At 66.1% G+C, this 14,383-nt stretch carries 15 protein-coding genes; 10 read left to right on the forward strand and 5 right to left on the reverse strand.

Annotated features, from left to right (window positions below; genetic code table 11):
• The first annotated feature begins 274 nt into the window (after window positions 1-274).
• From ACZ5TO_RS08935 to mobB, 3 genes are read left to right on the forward strand one after another with little or no spacing between them, the layout of a single operon-like run.
• On the forward strand, window positions 275-1,180 hold the full coding sequence (locus ACZ5TO_RS08935; RefSeq protein WP_464800255.1) for a DMT family transporter: 906 nt from the start codon (window positions 275-277) through the stop codon (window positions 1,178-1,180).
• A gap of 53 nt (window positions 1,181-1,233) precedes the next feature.
• Window positions 1,234-1,869 carry a molybdenum cofactor guanylyltransferase MobA gene (gene mobA / locus ACZ5TO_RS08940; RefSeq protein ID WP_464800256.1) on the forward strand — a complete coding sequence of 212 codons (636 nt, stop codon included), beginning with the start codon at window positions 1,234-1,236 and terminating at the stop codon, window positions 1,867-1,869.
• Window positions 1,866-2,384 (forward strand): molybdopterin-guanine dinucleotide biosynthesis protein B, encoded by a 519-nt coding sequence (gene mobB, locus ACZ5TO_RS08945; RefSeq protein ID WP_464800257.1) that lies wholly within the window; start codon window positions 1,866-1,868, stop codon window positions 2,382-2,384. The genes mobA and mobB overlap by 4 nt, the downstream gene beginning before the upstream one ends.
• Window positions 2,385-2,432: 48 nt before the next feature.
• Here the strand turns inward: mobB and ACZ5TO_RS08950 are convergent, their stop codons facing one another.
• Window positions 2,433-4,577, reverse strand: coding sequence for an OmpA family protein (locus ACZ5TO_RS08950; RefSeq protein ID WP_464800258.1), 2,145 nt, complete (start codon window positions 4,575-4,577; stop codon window positions 2,433-2,435).
• Window positions 4,578-4,907: 330 nt separating this feature from the next.
• On the opposite strand from ACZ5TO_RS08950, the gene ACZ5TO_RS08955 reads away from it, so the two are divergent.
• The 4 genes from ACZ5TO_RS08955 (at window position 4,908) to ACZ5TO_RS08970 (ending at window position 7,892) form a co-directional block, all read left to right on the forward strand.
• Window positions 4,908-5,687 carry an ABC transporter substrate-binding protein gene (locus ACZ5TO_RS08955; RefSeq protein WP_184139640.1) on the forward strand — a complete coding sequence of 260 codons (780 nt, stop codon included), beginning with the start codon at window positions 4,908-4,910 and terminating at the stop codon, window positions 5,685-5,687.
• Window positions 5,688-5,850: 163 nt separating this feature from the next.
• Complete coding sequence (locus tag ACZ5TO_RS08960) at window positions 5,851-6,654, forward strand: ABC transporter permease (protein WP_464800259.1); 804 nt, start codon at window positions 5,851-5,853, stop codon at window positions 6,652-6,654.
• The gene (locus tag ACZ5TO_RS08965) at window positions 6,651-7,481 is read left to right on the forward strand and encodes an ABC transporter permease (protein WP_184139642.1); all 831 of its coding nucleotides are present in this window, start codon (window positions 6,651-6,653) and stop codon (window positions 7,479-7,481) included. The genes ACZ5TO_RS08960 and ACZ5TO_RS08965 overlap by 4 nt, the downstream gene beginning before the upstream one ends.
• 144 nt (window positions 7,482-7,625) lie before the next feature.
• A complete protein-coding gene (locus ACZ5TO_RS08970; protein ID WP_464800260.1) occupies window positions 7,626-7,892 on the forward strand; it encodes an usg protein in 267 nt (88 codons plus the stop codon).
• Window positions 7,893-7,907: 15 nt separating this feature from the next.
• On the opposite strand, the gene ACZ5TO_RS08975 is transcribed toward ACZ5TO_RS08970, so the two are convergent.
• Entirely contained in the window at window positions 7,908-8,636 is a 729-nt protein-coding gene (locus tag ACZ5TO_RS08975; protein WP_184139646.1) for a DUF2270 domain-containing protein, read from the reverse strand.
• A gap of 126 nt (window positions 8,637-8,762) precedes the next feature.
• Here ACZ5TO_RS08975 and ACZ5TO_RS08980 point away from each other — a divergent pair, with 126 nt between their 5' ends.
• Together ACZ5TO_RS08980 and ACZ5TO_RS08985 are read left to right on the forward strand one after the other, a co-directional pair.
• Window positions 8,763-9,578, forward strand: coding sequence for a class I SAM-dependent DNA methyltransferase (locus ACZ5TO_RS08980; protein ID WP_464800261.1), 816 nt, complete (start codon window positions 8,763-8,765; stop codon window positions 9,576-9,578).
• A gap of 224 nt (window positions 9,579-9,802) precedes the next feature.
• Window positions 9,803-10,693: an NAD(P)-dependent oxidoreductase gene (locus ACZ5TO_RS08985; RefSeq protein WP_464800361.1), complete on the forward strand. Its 891-nt coding sequence runs from the start codon at window positions 9,803-9,805 to the stop codon at window positions 10,691-10,693.
• Window positions 10,694-10,835: 142 nt separating this feature from the next.
• Here the strand turns inward: ACZ5TO_RS08985 and ACZ5TO_RS08990 are convergent, their stop codons facing one another.
• The 3 genes from ACZ5TO_RS08990 to ACZ5TO_RS09000 form a co-directional block, all read right to left on the reverse strand.
• On the reverse strand, window positions 10,836-11,324 hold the full coding sequence (locus ACZ5TO_RS08990) for an Lrp/AsnC family transcriptional regulator (RefSeq protein WP_184139651.1): 489 nt from the start codon (window positions 11,322-11,324) through the stop codon (window positions 10,836-10,838).
• 111 nt (window positions 11,325-11,435) lie between these two features.
• Window positions 11,436-12,086, reverse strand: a complete 651-nt coding sequence (locus tag ACZ5TO_RS08995; protein WP_464800262.1) for a uracil-DNA glycosylase family protein — start codon at window positions 12,084-12,086, stop codon at window positions 11,436-11,438.
• Window positions 12,083-12,649, reverse strand: a complete 567-nt coding sequence (locus ACZ5TO_RS09000; RefSeq protein ID WP_464800263.1) for a thermonuclease family protein — start codon at window positions 12,647-12,649, stop codon at window positions 12,083-12,085. The genes ACZ5TO_RS08995 and ACZ5TO_RS09000 overlap by 4 nt, the downstream gene beginning before the upstream one ends.
• 162 nt (window positions 12,650-12,811) lie before the next feature.
• On the opposite strand from ACZ5TO_RS09000, the gene ACZ5TO_RS09005 reads away from it, so the two are divergent.
• Window positions 12,812-14,347 (forward strand): sensor histidine kinase, encoded by a 1,536-nt coding sequence (locus ACZ5TO_RS09005; protein WP_464800362.1) that lies wholly within the window; start codon window positions 12,812-12,814, stop codon window positions 14,345-14,347.
• The last annotated feature ends 36 nt before the right edge of the window (window positions 14,348-14,383 follow it).

Genomic DNA, 14,383 nt, shown 5'->3' on the forward strand with positions numbered 1-14,383 from the left:
GCCCTGCGAGCGCGGCCGTCCTGTCGTTGTCGGGGCCTGCCGGCCTTCCACCAGGCGGCGCGCCCTCACCCGTCGCATCATGCGAACGCTCATTGGGGTAACGCAACGATAGGCGCCGAAACTTAATGAAACCCTTCGGGGCGCTTGTGAGGAACTGCGGTTGCGGCAAGGCGCCGCACGTTCCGGCATCCACCCCGACCGTTCCCGCGCGTTCGGCGATGACATGGCCCCCGCATTCGTCCTATGAGAGTGGGACAGACGCACGGAGCCATCGATGAACCCCTCCCGCAACGCCACCGGCGCGCTTCTCATGGTCATCGCCATGGCGGCCTTCACCTGCAACGATGCCCTCGTCAAATCCACCACCGGCGCCATGAACACCGGGCAGATCCTCTTCGTGCGCGGCGCGATGACGAGCGTGCTGGTCGTCGCCATCGCCTGGTGGATGGGCGCGCTGCGCGCCTGGCGGGTCATGCTGCAGCCGGCCCTCCTCCTGCGCCTTGCCGCGGAGATCCTCGCCTCGATCACCTATATTTCCGCGCTCGGCGCCATGCCGCTCGCCAATACCGCGGCCATCCTCCAGTCGCTGCCGCTCGCCGTCACGCTGGGAGCGGCGCTTTTCCTCGGCGAGAAGGTCGGCTGGCGGCGGTGGCTGGCGATCGCGGCCGGCTTCGTCGGCGTGCTCATCATCATCCGCCCGGGGCCGGACGGGTTCTCCACCGCCGCGATCTACGTCATCGCCTCGGTCATCGGCGCGGCGACGCGCGACCTTGCCACGCGCAGGATCAGCAGCGACGTGCCCTCCATCTTCGTCAGCGTCATCACCGCCATCGCCATCAGCACGGTCGGCGGCCTGCTCGTCGCGCCGATGGGCGGCTGGCAGCCGATGGCGCCCGACGTGCTCGCAAGGCTGGCGCTTGCGAGCGTGCTGCTCCTCATCGGCTACCAGACGATCGTCAGCGCCATGCGCACCGGCGAGATCTCCTTCATCGCGCCCTTCCGCTATACGAGCCTCATCTGGGCGATGGGCATCGGCTTCCTGTTCTTCAGCGAATTGCCGGATTTCTGGATGGCGACGGGCGTCGCGATCATCGTCGCCTCCGGCCTCTACACCTTCTACCGCGAGAACCTGCGCCGCACGCAGGCGGTCGCGGGAAGCTGCGTGCCCGAAGCGCCCTGACGGCTTGCCGGCGGGCGCCGCGCGGACTAGACGGAGGCAGGAGGAAAGCGGCGATGGCGACGACAGAAGACATACCGGGCGTGATCCTGGCCGGCGGGCTCTCCTCGCGCATGGGCGAGGACAAGGCCCGCATCCGGCTTGGCGGCGTCTGCCTTCTCGACCGCGCCGCCCGGCGGCTCGGCCCGCAGGTCAGCGCCCTTGCCGTCAACGCCAACGGCCCGGTGCTCTTTGCCGAGGGCGAGGAACTGCCGGTCTTCGCCGATCTCGACACGGCCCGCGCCGGCCCGCTCGGCGGTATCCTCGCCGCCCTCGACCACGCCGGAAAGCACCATCCCGGCGCCAGCCATGTGGCGACCGTGCCGATCGACAGCCCGTTCTTCCCCGCCGATCTCGTCGCGCGGCTCGCCCGCGCCGCCGACGGCCCCGAGCGGATCGTCGCGGCCCGCTCGGCCGGCGGGCTCCATCCGGTCTTCGCGCTCTGGCCGGTCGCCCTTGCTGGCGACCTTGCCGCCTGGCTTGCCGGCGGCGGGGCGCTGCGCGTGCGCAGCTATCTCGAGCGCCATCAGGCCCGCGAGGTCGCCTTCCCTCCCGTCGAGACGCCGCGCGGCCCGCTCGACCCCTTCTTCAACATCAATACGCCCGGCGACCTCGCGGCGGCGGAAAACTGGCTCTGGATACTGGAACGATGACACAACCGAAGGTCTTCGGCATCGCCGGCTGGAAGAATTCCGGCAAGACGGGCCTTGCCGTCCGCCTCGTCAGCGAACTGGTCGCGCGCGGCTATCGCGTGTCGACCGTCAAGCACGCCCACCACGATTTCGACATCGACAAGGTCGGCGCCGACAGCTACCGCCACCGGCAGGCGGGCGCCCACGAGGTCACCATCGTTTCCGGCACGCGCTATGCCATCATGCACGAGCTGCGCGGCGCGCCGGAACCGTCCTTCGCGGAAATCCTCGCGCGCCTTGCCCCGTGCGACCTCGTGCTGATCGAGGGCTACAAGCGCGAGCCCATCCCCAAGATCGAGGCCCGCCGGCTGGCCGCCGCCAACCGCACGCCGCTCGCCCCCGAGGACCCGCATATCGCCGCCATCGCCGCCGACCACAGGGTGACCGACACGGCGCTTCCCGTCTTCGACCTCGACGACACCACCGCCATCGCCGATTTCGTGGTGCGTATCACGGGGCTTGCCGAACCGGCGTGAAAAGGCCGCGGGATCGCTCCCGCGGCCTCATCGCTTTGGCAGACCCGCTCAGTCCGCGCGGGCGACGGGGCGTACCAGCGTCGTCACGCGGCGGATGGTGACGCGGCGGTTCTGCTGTTCGGCGGCCTGCGTGCGCACCTTGAGGAAGCGCTCACCATAGCCTTGCGTCTGGAGGTTTTCCGGCGGGATGCCGTAGACCTCGGTAAGCAGGTTGGCGACCGAATCGGAGCGCTCGTCGGAGAGCACGAGGTTCGACTTGTCGGAGCCGACGGCGTCCGTATGGCCTTCGATGAGGAAGGTCTCGCCCGGATCCTTGTCGAGGATCTTCAGCATGGCCTCAGCCACCTTGCGCAGCGTGCGGGCCTGCGACATCGGCACCTCGGCGCTGCCGGTGGCGAAGGTGATCGTGTCGAGGTCGATGCGGCGCACCTTGTCGCGCAGGCGTGCGGAGTGCTTCACCTCGTCGATCGTGTAGACGCGCTCGACGCGCTCGACCGGCGGCTCGGCGAGGAAGTCGTAGTAATCCCTATCGGGCTCGCTCGACGTATCGATGATATAGTCGCTGACGGGGATGCGCAGGCGCATCGGCGGCAGCTCGTAGCCGACGTCGATCAGGTCGGGACGCGGTGCGTCGTCCTCCAGTTCCGGCGCGTAGACGAGGATGTATTCCCGCCCGTCGCGGCCGACGCGCGAGCGCTGGATGACGTCGCCGTAGCGGTTGTAGATCGTCACCAGCTTGACGCCGCCCGGCCGGACGATCGTCTCGCGCACCCGCCCGCGGGCGAGCTTGTCGTAATAGACGTCCTCGGAATCGCGGCGAAGGCGCGGCCGGTCGTCGCTGCGCACGATCAGCCGGTCACCGACCGAAAGGACGGTGCGGTTGTCGACCTTCTCCACGACGTTCACCTTCGTGACGTTGCTGCTGTTGTCGACATTGTTCACGGTCGTGTTGTTGTTGACGATCGTGTTGTTGATCACGGTGTTGTTGACGATGTTGGTCGTCGCCGGCACCTCGAAGGCGGGCGCCTTGTCGACGCGCTGGCCCTCTTCCTTGATCGCGGCCTCGATTTTCTGCGGCACGGCCTCGCGCACGTCCTCGGGGATCGCCGCCTGGGCCGAATCGTCCGATTCGGGAAGCGGGACCTCCTCCTGCGCGCGCTGTTCCTCGCGCCGCTTGCGGCGTTCCTCGCGGCTCGCCTGGCCGCCGCTGTTGTCGGCGTCCTTGTCGCTGTCGAGAACCGCGGCGCCGTTCTCCACCGGCAGCACGACCGTCTCGTCGGTCTGGCCCGGGTCCTTGGCGATCTCCTGCTTCTCGTCTTCGCTCAGCGTCTCGGTGACGGGCGGAACCGCCTCCTTGGCCTCGGTCTCGCCAGCCTGGCCTTCGCCCGTCTGCGCTTCCGCAGGCGGCTGTTCGCCGCCTGTCTCGGCGGTGGCGGGCTGGTCCGTGCCTTCCTCGGCGGTAGCCGGCTGGTCGGTGCCCGTCTCGGCCGGAGCCTCCCCGGTCACGGCGGGCTGCCCGGCATCGTCCTGCGCCGGCTGCTCGGCCTGCTTCTGCTGTTCCTCGGCGGCCTTCTGCTCGTCCGCCTGACGCTGCTGCTCTTCCTCGGCAGCCTTCTGCTGCTCCTCCGCGGCTTTCTGTTCGTCCGCCTGGCGCTGCTGTTCTTCCTCAGCCGCCTTCTGCTGTTCTTCGGCAGCCTTCTGTTCCTCAGCCTGACGCTGGGCTTCCTCGGCGGCCTTCTGCTCTTCAGCCTGGCGCTGCGCCTCTTCTTCGGCCGCCTTCTGCTGCTCGGCGGCCTTCTGTTCCTCGACCTGCCGCTGGGCTTCTTCCTCGGCGGCCTTCTGCTGCTCTTGCGCAGCCTTCTGTTCTTCCGCCTGGCGCTGGGCCTCTTCGTCGGCCTTGCGCTGCTGCTCTTCGGCGGCCTTCTGCTCCTCGGCCTGGCGCTGCGCCTCCTCGTCGGCGGCGCGCTGCTGTTCCTCGGCCTGGCGCTTGGCTTCCTCCTCGGCCACGCGGCGCTGTTCTTCCTGCTGTTTCTTCAGCAGCAGTTCCTCGTCGGTCGGCTGGCCCTGGTCGCCGCTGTCCTGCGCGACCTCGAAAGGCTTGACCAGCGCGTCGGCAAGGCTCGGCGTCGCGATCATCGAGGCCGAGAGCACCGGAAGCGCCACGGTTGCGAAAAGTCTTGAGCGGAAAGTCATCGTCATATCCTCACGGTGTTCCGTCGTTGCATTCCGCCGGCGCCGAAAGGGCCGGCGGATCATTCATTTTCCTTCAAAGGCCTAGCGACAGGCGCCTGAACCACGCCTGAACGAGCCTCGGTCGAACGGCCAGATAGGACGCGCGGCGGCCCGGACCAGAGGCGGCGCGGCAAATTGTCGGGGAAACGGGGCGGAAAGACGGCGTAAAAGCAGTTGATTTTTTGGCAGAAAACGGTCGATTATCGCCGCCAAGCGGGCAGCCCTGCCCGCTTTGCTTCAAGGCCCGGACAAAAAGAAGAAGCCGGAGAGCCTTCAACTGAGAGGACCAACATGCGTATTTCCAAACGTTTCGCGCTCGCTGCCTCGGCAGCGGTCATCGCCCTGTTTTCCACGAATGCGATGGCGGACGGCGAAAAGATCGTGATCGGCACGGAAGGCGCCTACCCGCCCTTCAACAACCTGGAATCGGACGGCTCGCTGACGGGCTTCGACATCGATATCGCCAAGGCGCTCTGCGAGGAGATGAAGGCCGAATGCACCTTCGTCACGCAGGACTGGGACGGCATCATCCCGGCGCTGATCGCCAAGAAGTTCGATGCCATCGTCGCCTCCATGTCGATCACCGAAGAGCGCAAGCAGCAGGTCGACTTCTCCAAGAAGTACTACAACACGCCGCCGGCCATCGTCGTGCCGAAGGATTCCGACATCAAGGACGCCACGCCTGAGGCGCTGGCCGGCAAGACGCTCGGCGCGCAGGGCTCCACGACCCACTCCAACTATGCCGAAGCGCATATGAAGGATTCCGAGGTCAAGCTCTATCCGACCGCTGACGAATACAAGCTCGACCTCGGCAACGGCCGCATCGACGCCGCCATCGACGACGTCGTGGTTCTGTCGGAATGGCTGAAGACGGAAGACGGCGCCTGCTGCAAGCTGCTCGGCACGCTGCCGATCGACCCGGTCATCAACGGCGAAGGCGCCGGCATCGCCGTGCGCAAGGGCGACCCGCTCGCCGACAAGTTCACCCAGGCGATCGCCGCCATCCGCAAGAGCGGCAAGTACCAGGAAATCAACGCCAAGTACTTCCCCTTCGACGTCTACGGCGACTGAGACCGGGCCCATGGCTCATGAGGGTTTTTTCTGACCCTATCACCAGAATGCACGGGCGGGAGGGCTTGCTCTCCCGCTCCTTTTGTTTGAGAACTTGCACATAGAAAAACGGGCGCCACAACGCCCGGACAAGAAGCGCAAAGCGCACGGGGGTTCTTTTGGCATGAGCGGGTTCTTCACCGCCATCGTCGGGGCGGTATCCGCATTTCTCGGGGTTATCGACCCCCTGTGCGGTCCGGTCGGCATCTTCAATCTGTTTCTGGGCAAGACGCTTCTGGCCTGCGGCGACGCGGGCTGGGGCGACGAGATCGCCTTCGGCTTCCTCGTCACGGGCACCCTTGCGATCGCGACCCTGCCGGTCGGCCTCGTGTTCGGCTTCTTCATCGCGCTTGCCAAGCAGTCGGAGGAGAAATCGCTCCGGCTCGCGGCCAATATCTATACGACGCTCTTCCGCGGCCTGCCAGAGCTGCTGACGCTCTTCATCGTCTATTACGGCCTGCAGATCCTCGTGCAGAACTTTGCGGCGGCGGTCGGCTACCAGGGTACGGTCGAGATCAACGCCTTCTTCGCCGGCATGATCGCGCTCGGCGTCGTCTTCTCGGCCTATTGCTCGGAAGTGCTGCAATCGGCCTTCAAGGCCATTCCGCGCGGCCAGTACGAGGCGGGCTATGCACTCGGCCTCCACCATGGCCGCACCATGCAGCTCATCGTGCTGCCGCAGCTTGTGCGCATTGCCCTGCCAGGCCTCGGCAATCTCTGGATGGCGCTGTTGAAGGACACCGCCCTCGTCTCCGTCATCGGCCTGCCGGATATCCTGCGCCAGACGAGCGTCGCCGCCCGCGTGACCAAGGAGGCCTTCGAGTTCTACGCGGTCGCCTGCCTTCTCTTCCTCGTCCTCGCCTTCCTCTCCTCGCTGGTCTTTTCCGGCATCGAGAGCTGGACCAAGCGCTCGGAGGCCGCACGATGAGCTTCGTCACCGCCCTCATCGCCCCGCAGGCCCCGCCGCCGGCGCCGCCGAAACCCTTCACGGCGGCCCGCTTCTTCGGCAACGTCTTCCTCGGCGTCTGGCTGGCGCTCTCGGTCGGCATCTTCATGATGATCGTGGACGGCTGGGACCCGGCGAAATTCACCAAATACGGGCCGAGCTACCTGTCCGGCCTCGGCGTCACGCTGACGCTCGTCGCGCTCTCCATCGTGCTCGGCGGCCTCATCTCGCTGCCGCTCGCCTTCGCGCGCATGTCGAAGAACCCGGTCCTGTCGTGGATCGCCTACGCCTATGTCTACTTCTTCCGCGGCACGCCGCTGCTCATGCAGCTCTTCCTCGTCTATTACGGCCTCGGCAGCTTCTCGGCCGAGCTGAAGGAACTGGACCTCTGGTGGTTCTTCCGCGATGCGTGGAACTGCGCGCTTTTGACCTTCACGCTCAACACCGCCGCCTATCAGGCCGAGATCCTGCGCGGAGCCATCGAGAGCGTGCCGCGCGGCCAGCACGAGGGCGCGGCCGCCCTCGGCCTGCCGAAGAAGGTCGCCTTCTTCAAGATCATCCTGCCGCAGGCGCTCATCGTTGCGCTGCGCCCCTACGGCAACGAGATCATCCTGATGATCAAGGGCTCGGCCATCGTCGCCATCGTCACGGTCTTCGACCTGATGGGCGAGACGCGCCGCGCCTTCTCGCGCACCTTCGACTACCAGACCTATCTGTGGGCTGCCCTGCTCTACCTCGTGATCGTGGAGCTGCTGCGCAACCTGTGGAACTGGCTCGAAAACCGCCTGACGCGCCACCTGAAGCGCTGACACCTTGGCAGCACTTCGCATGAGGTGCTGCCAAACCCCTGATTCAAAACAAATATTTCTAGAGCAAGCGAAAGGGAAACCTTTCATTAACCTTGCGAGCGCTCAATCATAGGGACCATCATTCATCACGCGATGAGGTCCGCTATGACGAACGACATGGCAATGCAGCTCAAGGGCTACGGCGTGACCACGGCCCAGATCCTCTACCGCATGCCGGATCACCGGCAGCTCCTGCAAAGTTTTGTCTGGCAGCACTACGATCTGGCTCCCGATTTCCCGGAGATGAAGCGCTTCCTGAAATTCTGGCAGGAGAAGCTGGACGGGCCGCTGCATTCGGTCCGCTACGTCCACCGCCGCCTGATCTCGGCGACGGAGTGGCGCGCGCTCAAGGGCGAGTTCATCATCAACTGAGAGCCCGCCCGCCGCTCACACATGCACCGAGCCGTGCGACAGCTCGCTGTCGGACATGTCCACCTTGAGCGAGAAATAGGCGATGGTGAGGTAGAAGACGAGCACGAGGCAGATCACCACGCCGCCGGGCACCGGCCCGAGCGCCGCATTGCCCACCACATGTTCGACGGCGAGCGTCATGTCCCGGCCCGCCGTCGCCGGCCGCTGCAGGGCCGAGGACGAGATCTTCAGCGCCCAGGCGAGAAGCAGGATGAGATACATCCAGCAATAGTTGCGCCGCAGCCGCCGGCAGGCGGCATCGCGGTAGCTGATCAGGAATTCCGGCTTGCGCAGGCTCTTGGCGATGGGCGCCGCCCAGTCGAGGGCGAGCTGGTCGTTCGGACCCAGGAGTTCGGCGAAGTAGAACCGCTCGAGCTGGCGCACCCGCGCCCGGTAGACGTCGAAGAAGCGGTAGCGCCGCGCCTCGATCAGGAGCAGCAGCGTCACCAGCAGCATGGCGAAGAGCAGGACGCCGTGATGCGCGTTGGGCGTCGACAGCGACACGGAGAGCAGCGCCGCAACCACGGTGATCGCCCAGTTCGACGTGCGGTCGATCCGGTCGCGCCAGCCGGCCATGCGGCCGAGCTCGCCGCGATAGTAATGCGCCATCATGTTGATCTTCTCCCCCGGCGTCGAGGGTAAGCCCGGACTTGCGGAGCGGGCAGCCTCGGCAGCGAAGGACAACGTGGGCATATCGGCGGGCATGGTGTTCCTCCCATTGGTCTTTTTGGTCTTGAAAGGATCATGCGCCTCTTTGCGTATTTGATAAACGCCTAATTGCAGCCTGGCCCTCCATTGCCAAAGCCGTGAGCGAAGCCTAAGAGACGGCCCATGAAGAAGATCGACGAAGATGCGCTCGCGGAAGCCTACAACCGCGCCCTCTCGCTGGAGAAATCCGGCGATTTCGATGCCGCCGCCCGGGCTTATGCCGAGGTACTGGCGCTCGATCCGGACGATCACGGCGGGGCGGCCGTGCGCCTTGCCTCGATGGGCCACGGCGAGACGCCGGAAAAGGCCCCCGACGCCTATGTCGCCACCCTTTTCGACCAGCATGCCGAGGTCTTCGAGAACGTTCTCGTCGACCAGCTCGGCTATTGCGTGCCGCTTCTCGTGCGCCAGCGCTTCCAGGCGCTCGGGCTTGGCCCGTTCAAGCGCGTGCTCGACCTCGGCTGCGGCACGGGGCTGACCGGCGGGGCGCTGCGCGACATGGCGGACGACATCACCGGCGTCGACCTTTCGGAGAACATGGTCGAGGTCGCGCACGACAAGGACCTCTACGAGACGCTCTATGTCGCCGAGGCCGTCGACTTCCTCGACGACAACGACGACGAGCCCTTCGACCTCATCACGGCGACGGACGTGCTGCCCTATCTCGGCGCGCTCGAACCGCTCCTCTTCGGCGTCGCCGACAATCTCGTTGCCGGCGGCCATTTCGTCTTCTCCTCCGAGACGCTGCCGGACGAGACCTTCGCCGGCCGTCCCTTCATGGTCGGCCCGCACCAGCGCTTCGCCCACGCCCCCGCCTATGTCCGCCAGCGCCTCGACGAGACCGGCTTCGACGTGGTCGAGATCACGGACATCACCGTGCGCATGGAGGAAGGCGAGCCCATCGCCGGCCACCTGGTGCTGGCAAAGTACCGCGGCTGACGGGCAGGCTCGCGCGGAAGGTGGATTCTCGGGTCAAGCCCGAGGATGACGGCGGGGAGGAAAGGGTTTCCTATCCATCGAGCGGCGCGGCATGCGTGAGCGCCCCTTCTAGCGCCAACCTTCCCTCCTCCGTCATCCTCGGGCTCGACCCGAGGATCCATCGCCGCCCCCCTGCGAGAAGCCCTTTCGCCCGAAACGATCATCCGCTACACCATCCGCAAACGATTGCAGGAGGTTACGGCATGGCAAAGGTTGCGTTCATCGGTCTCGGCGTCATGGGCTATCCCATGGCGGGGCACCTGAAGGTCAAGGGCGGCCATGAGGTGGCGGTCTACAACCGCACCTTCGCCAAGGCGGAGAAATGGGCGGCCGAATTCGGCGGCAAGGCTTTCCGCACGCCGGCGGAAGCGGCAAAGGACGCCGACTTCGTCTTCACCTGCGTCGGCAACGACGACGACCTGCGCGCCGTCACCGTCGGCAAGGACGGCGTGCTGGATGGCATGAAGAAGGGCGCGACCCTCATCGACAACACCACCGCCTCCGCCGAGGTCGCCCGCGAGCTCGACGCGGCGACGAAGGAAAAGGGCCTCCACTTCATCGACGCCCCGGTCTCCGGCGGCCAGGCCGGCGCGGAGAACGGCGTTCTCACCGTCATGTGCGGCGGCGACGAGGCCGTCTTCGAGAAGGCGCGGCCCGTCATCGACGCCTATGCCCGCATGGTCGGCCTGATGGGCCCGGCCGGCAGCGGGCAGCTTGCCAAGATGGTCAACCAGATCTGCGTGGCCGGCGTCGTGCAGGGCCTTGCCGAGGCCATCCATTTCGGCAAGCAGGCCGGGCTCGACATGGAAGCCGTCGTCGAGGTCATCTCCAAGGGCGCGGCCGGCTCCTGGCAGATGGACAACCGCCACAAGACGATGATCGCCGGCAAATACGACTTCGGCTTCGCCATCGACTGGATGCGCAAGGACCTCGACATCATCCTGTCGGAAGCCCGCCGCAACGGCGCGAAACTGCCCGTCACCGCGCTCATCGACCAGTTCTACGCCGATGTGCAGGACATGGGCGGCAACCGCTGGGACACGTCCTCGCTGCTGGCGCGGCTGGAACGGAAGTAGAATACCCTCTCTGCCTGCCGGCATCTCCCCCACAAGGGGGGAGAAAGGCTGGCAGCACGCTTTTCCCTCCAAATTTTCCGCTGAGAGTGCCGCACGGTAAGTCCCTCCCCCTTGTGGGGAGGGGTTGGGGAGGGGTTTTAACCTATTCCTCGCCGCTCTTCTGGTTGTCGACCATCATGTAGTCGAGCGGCATCTCGGTCGTGTACTTGATCTGCTCCATCGCGAAGGCGGAGGAGACGTCGCGGATCTCGATGCGGGCGATCATGCGCTTGTAGAAGGCGTCGTAGGCGGCGATGTCCGGCACGACGACGCGCAGGAGATAGTCCACCTCGCCGCTCATGCGGTAGAACTCCACCACTTCCGGAAACTCGACGATCACCTCGGAAAAGCGCTTCAGCCATTCGGTCGAATGGGAATTGGTGCGGATCGAGACGAAGACCGTGACCTTCGTGTTGATCTTCGCCGGATCGAGCAGCGCCACGCGCTTGCGGATCACGCCGTCCTCTTCCATCTTCTGGATGCGCCGCCAGCAGGGCGTGGTCGAAAGCCCCACCTTCTTGGCGAGGTCCGCCACCGCCAGCGTGGAATCTTCCTGCAAAAGGCGCAGGATTTTACGGTCCAGACGATCCATCGGGCTCCCTCGGGGCAGGTCCGCGACGCGTTTGCATGCGGGGCTGCGTGAAACAAAAGAAATTTAATTCCCCCATATAGCGGTTTCGCTGCAAATTGAAAGAATTGTGTTTCACGCCGTCAGGGTTTTCACCCGCTTTCGCAGTTCTGGCAGCACCTCTTCCTCGAACCACGGATTGCGCTTCAGCCAGGCCGTGTTGCGCCAGGAGGGATGCGGCATCGCCAGCACGGCCGGCCCCTCGTTGCGGCCGAGATGACGGCGCCAGTCGCGCACCGTCTCGGTCATGCTCGGCGCCTTCGCCCGGCCGAGATGCCAGGCCTGCGCATATTGGCCGATCGCCAGCACCAGCTCGACCTGCGGCATGGCCGCCATGATGCGGGCGCGCCAGAGCGGCGCGCATTCGCGCCGCGGCGGCAGGTCGCTGCCATGCGCGTCGTAGCCGGGAAAGCAGAAGCCCATCGGCACGATGGCGAATTTCTTCGGATCGTAGAATTCCTCGCGCGTCACGCCGAGCCAGGTGCGCAGCCGGTCGCCGGAGGCATCGTTGAACGGCAGGCCGCTTTCATGCACCCGAAGCCCCGGCGCCTGCCCGGCGATGAGGATGCGCGCGGTATCGGAAATCACCGCCACGGGCCGCGGCTCGTGCGGCAGGCGGTTCGCTGGGCCCCGGGCCGGCGCGTCGCGACAGAGGCGGCAGGCCGCGATCGCCGCGGAAAGCGCGGCAAGGTCCTTGGCGGGTTCTGCGTCATTCCTGTCGGTCACGTCAATCCCATTGCCCTGAGGAGGCCGCCGATCAGGCCGCCTTCTCCTTCATGCGTGTCTTCCTGCGGCCGGCCGTTCATGCGGCGCCAGTCCTGCGGCATGTCGAACGTGCTGCTCCACAGGCCCTTCCGCTCGGCCTTCGCGAGTCGTTCCTCATTCTCATAGCCGCCATAGGCGACGGCAAGCCCCTCGCGCACCATGCGCGCGCCGAGGTCTTCGCCGTTCGCCTCGCAGCGCGCCAGCCAGCGGTCGTACTTGTCGCGGCCTTCGGCCTTGCAGGTAATGGGCCCGGCGCGCAGGAGTTCCGCAAGCCGCGAGCGGGCGGCGACGCCGCAGCGCCATTCCACCCCGTCCCGCCGGCAGGCCTGCATCATCTCCGGCGAATCCATGCCCATCAGGCGGATGCGATGGCCGTCGAGCGTCAGCGTGTCGCCGTCCGCCGCCCGCGCGCTGCCGGTCACCGTCTCGCCGCCGCCGCCGTCGACGCGCGCCACGATGAGCGCCGTCAGCGCGAGGATCGCGGCCGCAACGCCGATGTCGCGCGCCTTCCTGGAAAGTCCCATGAACAGGTTCCTCAATATGATGCCGTCGCGTCCTATGCCGGACGCATCCGATTCCGGTGGGCGGAAAATGCCGGAATGGTTCGCAAATGGTTTATGCGCGGCAGCATCTTCTTAAGGATTCCTCCCTAGAATTCAACGCTGTCCGCAACAGTGCAACCCATGATGAGTACCGGCGTCAGTACATCGACCGACAAGATCATCGTCGACAAGTCGCGCAGCCACAGAAACAAGGCTGTCTCGCGGGCTGTCCGCTCGACCAGGGAACGGCTGCAGACGGCAACGGGCATCTCGCCGGGCTTCGAGCGGGAAATGCTGCAGCTCCACATCGCATCGGCCGCGCAGAGCGCGCTTGCCGTGCCGATGGTCGTGGCGCTCATCGCCGCCGGCGGCATCTATCTTACCGAGGAGATCGGCCTTCTCGCCTGGGCGGTGCTCGCCCTTTCCGTCCATGCCATCGGCATGCTGGTCGCGCGGCGCGCGCGCAAGCGCGAGATCGCCGCCGAGGACGTGCGCCGCTGGTATCGCCGGTTCCTCATGGCGCAGGTGCTGATGGGTCTTGCCTGGGCCACCTTTGCCCTGCAGGACTGCGGCCGCTGCACCGGCGTCACCTTCGAATTTTACAAGGGCTCCTCGCTTCTCGTGGCGCTCGCCGTCACCGCCGTCAGCACGCTGATGCTGCGCAATGCCATCCTGTGCGCCTTCCTGCCGACCATCGCCGCGCTCGCCGTTTCCGCCGTGCGCACGCCCGATCCGGCGACCGTCGGCATGGCGGCGATCATCGCCGCCGCCCTCGCCTTCCTCGTCTTCATGACGCATCGCCTGCGCTACACCAGCGCCCAGCTCCTCTCCTCGCAATCGGAGAAGGACGACCTCATCGCCGAGCTGGAAGTGGCCAAATCCATGTCGGACGAGGCGCGCCGGCGCGCGGAAGAGGCGAACCTTGCCAAATCCCGCTTCCTCGCCTCCATGTCGCACGAGCTGCGCACGCCGCTCAACGCCATCCTCGGCTTTTCGGAGGTGATGTCGACGGAAGTGCTGGGTCCGCTCAACAACCCGGTCTACAAGGAATACACCTCCGACATCCACCGCTCCGGCCAGCACCTCCTCAACCTCATCAACGAGATCCTCGACCTCTCGCGCATCGAGGCGGGCAAGTACGATCTTTCCGAGGATTCCGTCCATCTCGTCGATATCGCCGAGGATTGCATCGGCATGGTGCAACTGCGCGCCCGCGCCAAGAACATCACGATTTCCGAGCAGGTGGAAAGCGGCATGCCGGCCGTCTGGGCGGACGAGAAGGCGCTGCGCCAGGTCATCCTCAACCTTCTGTCCAACGCCGTGAAGTTCACGCCCCAGGGCGGCGAGGTCGTCGTCAAGGCCGGCTGGACGGCGGGCGGCGGCCAGTACGTCTCCATCCGCGACAACGGCCCCGGCATTCCGGAAGACGAGATCCCGGTCGTGCTCTCGGCCTTCGGCCAGGGCTCCATCGCCATCAAGAGCGCCGAGCAGGGCACCGGCCTCGGCCTTCCGATCGTGCAGGCGATCCTTGCCAAGCACAACGGCGAGTTCATCCTGAAATCCAAGCTGCGCGAGGGCACCGAGGCCATCGCCATCCTGCCGGCCAAGCGCGTCCTGCAAAGCCTGCCCGCCGTGACCGAGACGCAGGCCGTCGCCCCGCGCCGCAAGAGCTTCGCGTAGGGCACCCGCCGCGTGGACCCTCGGGTCAAGCCCGAG

This window comes from Shinella sp. Sh6, assembly GCF_055392685.1.

What these genes read in the sequence shown, in the direction of transcription:
- ACZ5TO_RS08990 (WP_184139651.1), bottom strand. Translation starts at nt 11,324, where the DNA reads ATGGATCGTCTGGACCGTAAAATCCTGCGCCTTTTGCAGGAAGATTCC.
- ACZ5TO_RS08935 (WP_464800255.1), top strand. Translation starts at nt 275, where the DNA reads ATGAACCCCTCCCGCAACGCCACCGGCGCGCTTCTCATGGTCATCGCC.
- ACZ5TO_RS08955 (WP_184139640.1), top strand. Translation starts at nt 4,908, where the DNA reads ATGCGTATTTCCAAACGTTTCGCGCTCGCTGCCTCGGCAGCGGTCATC.
- ACZ5TO_RS08965 (WP_184139642.1), top strand. Translation starts at nt 6,651, where the DNA reads ATGAGCTTCGTCACCGCCCTCATCGCCCCGCAGGCCCCGCCGCCGGCG.
- ACZ5TO_RS08960 (WP_464800259.1), top strand. Translation starts at nt 5,851, where the DNA reads ATGAGCGGGTTCTTCACCGCCATCGTCGGGGCGGTATCCGCATTTCTC.
- ACZ5TO_RS09000 (WP_464800263.1), bottom strand. Translation starts at nt 12,649, where the DNA reads ATGGGACTTTCCAGGAAGGCGCGCGACATCGGCGTTGCGGCCGCGATC.
- ACZ5TO_RS08975 (WP_184139646.1), bottom strand. Translation starts at nt 8,636, where the DNA reads ATGCCCGCCGATATGCCCACGTTGTCCTTCGCTGCCGAGGCTGCCCGC.
- mobB (WP_464800257.1), top strand. Translation starts at nt 1,866, where the DNA reads ATGACACAACCGAAGGTCTTCGGCATCGCCGGCTGGAAGAATTCCGGC.
- ACZ5TO_RS08950 (WP_464800258.1), bottom strand. Translation starts at nt 4,577, where the DNA reads ATGACTTTCCGCTCAAGACTTTTCGCAACCGTGGCGCTTCCGGTGCTC.
- ACZ5TO_RS09005 (WP_464800362.1), top strand. Translation starts at nt 12,812, where the DNA reads ATGAGTACCGGCGTCAGTACATCGACCGACAAGATCATCGTCGACAAG.
- ACZ5TO_RS08980 (WP_464800261.1), top strand. Translation starts at nt 8,763, where the DNA reads ATGAAGAAGATCGACGAAGATGCGCTCGCGGAAGCCTACAACCGCGCC.
- mobA (WP_464800256.1), top strand. Translation starts at nt 1,234, where the DNA reads ATGGCGACGACAGAAGACATACCGGGCGTGATCCTGGCCGGCGGGCTC.
- ACZ5TO_RS08970 (WP_464800260.1), top strand. Translation starts at nt 7,626, where the DNA reads ATGACGAACGACATGGCAATGCAGCTCAAGGGCTACGGCGTGACCACG.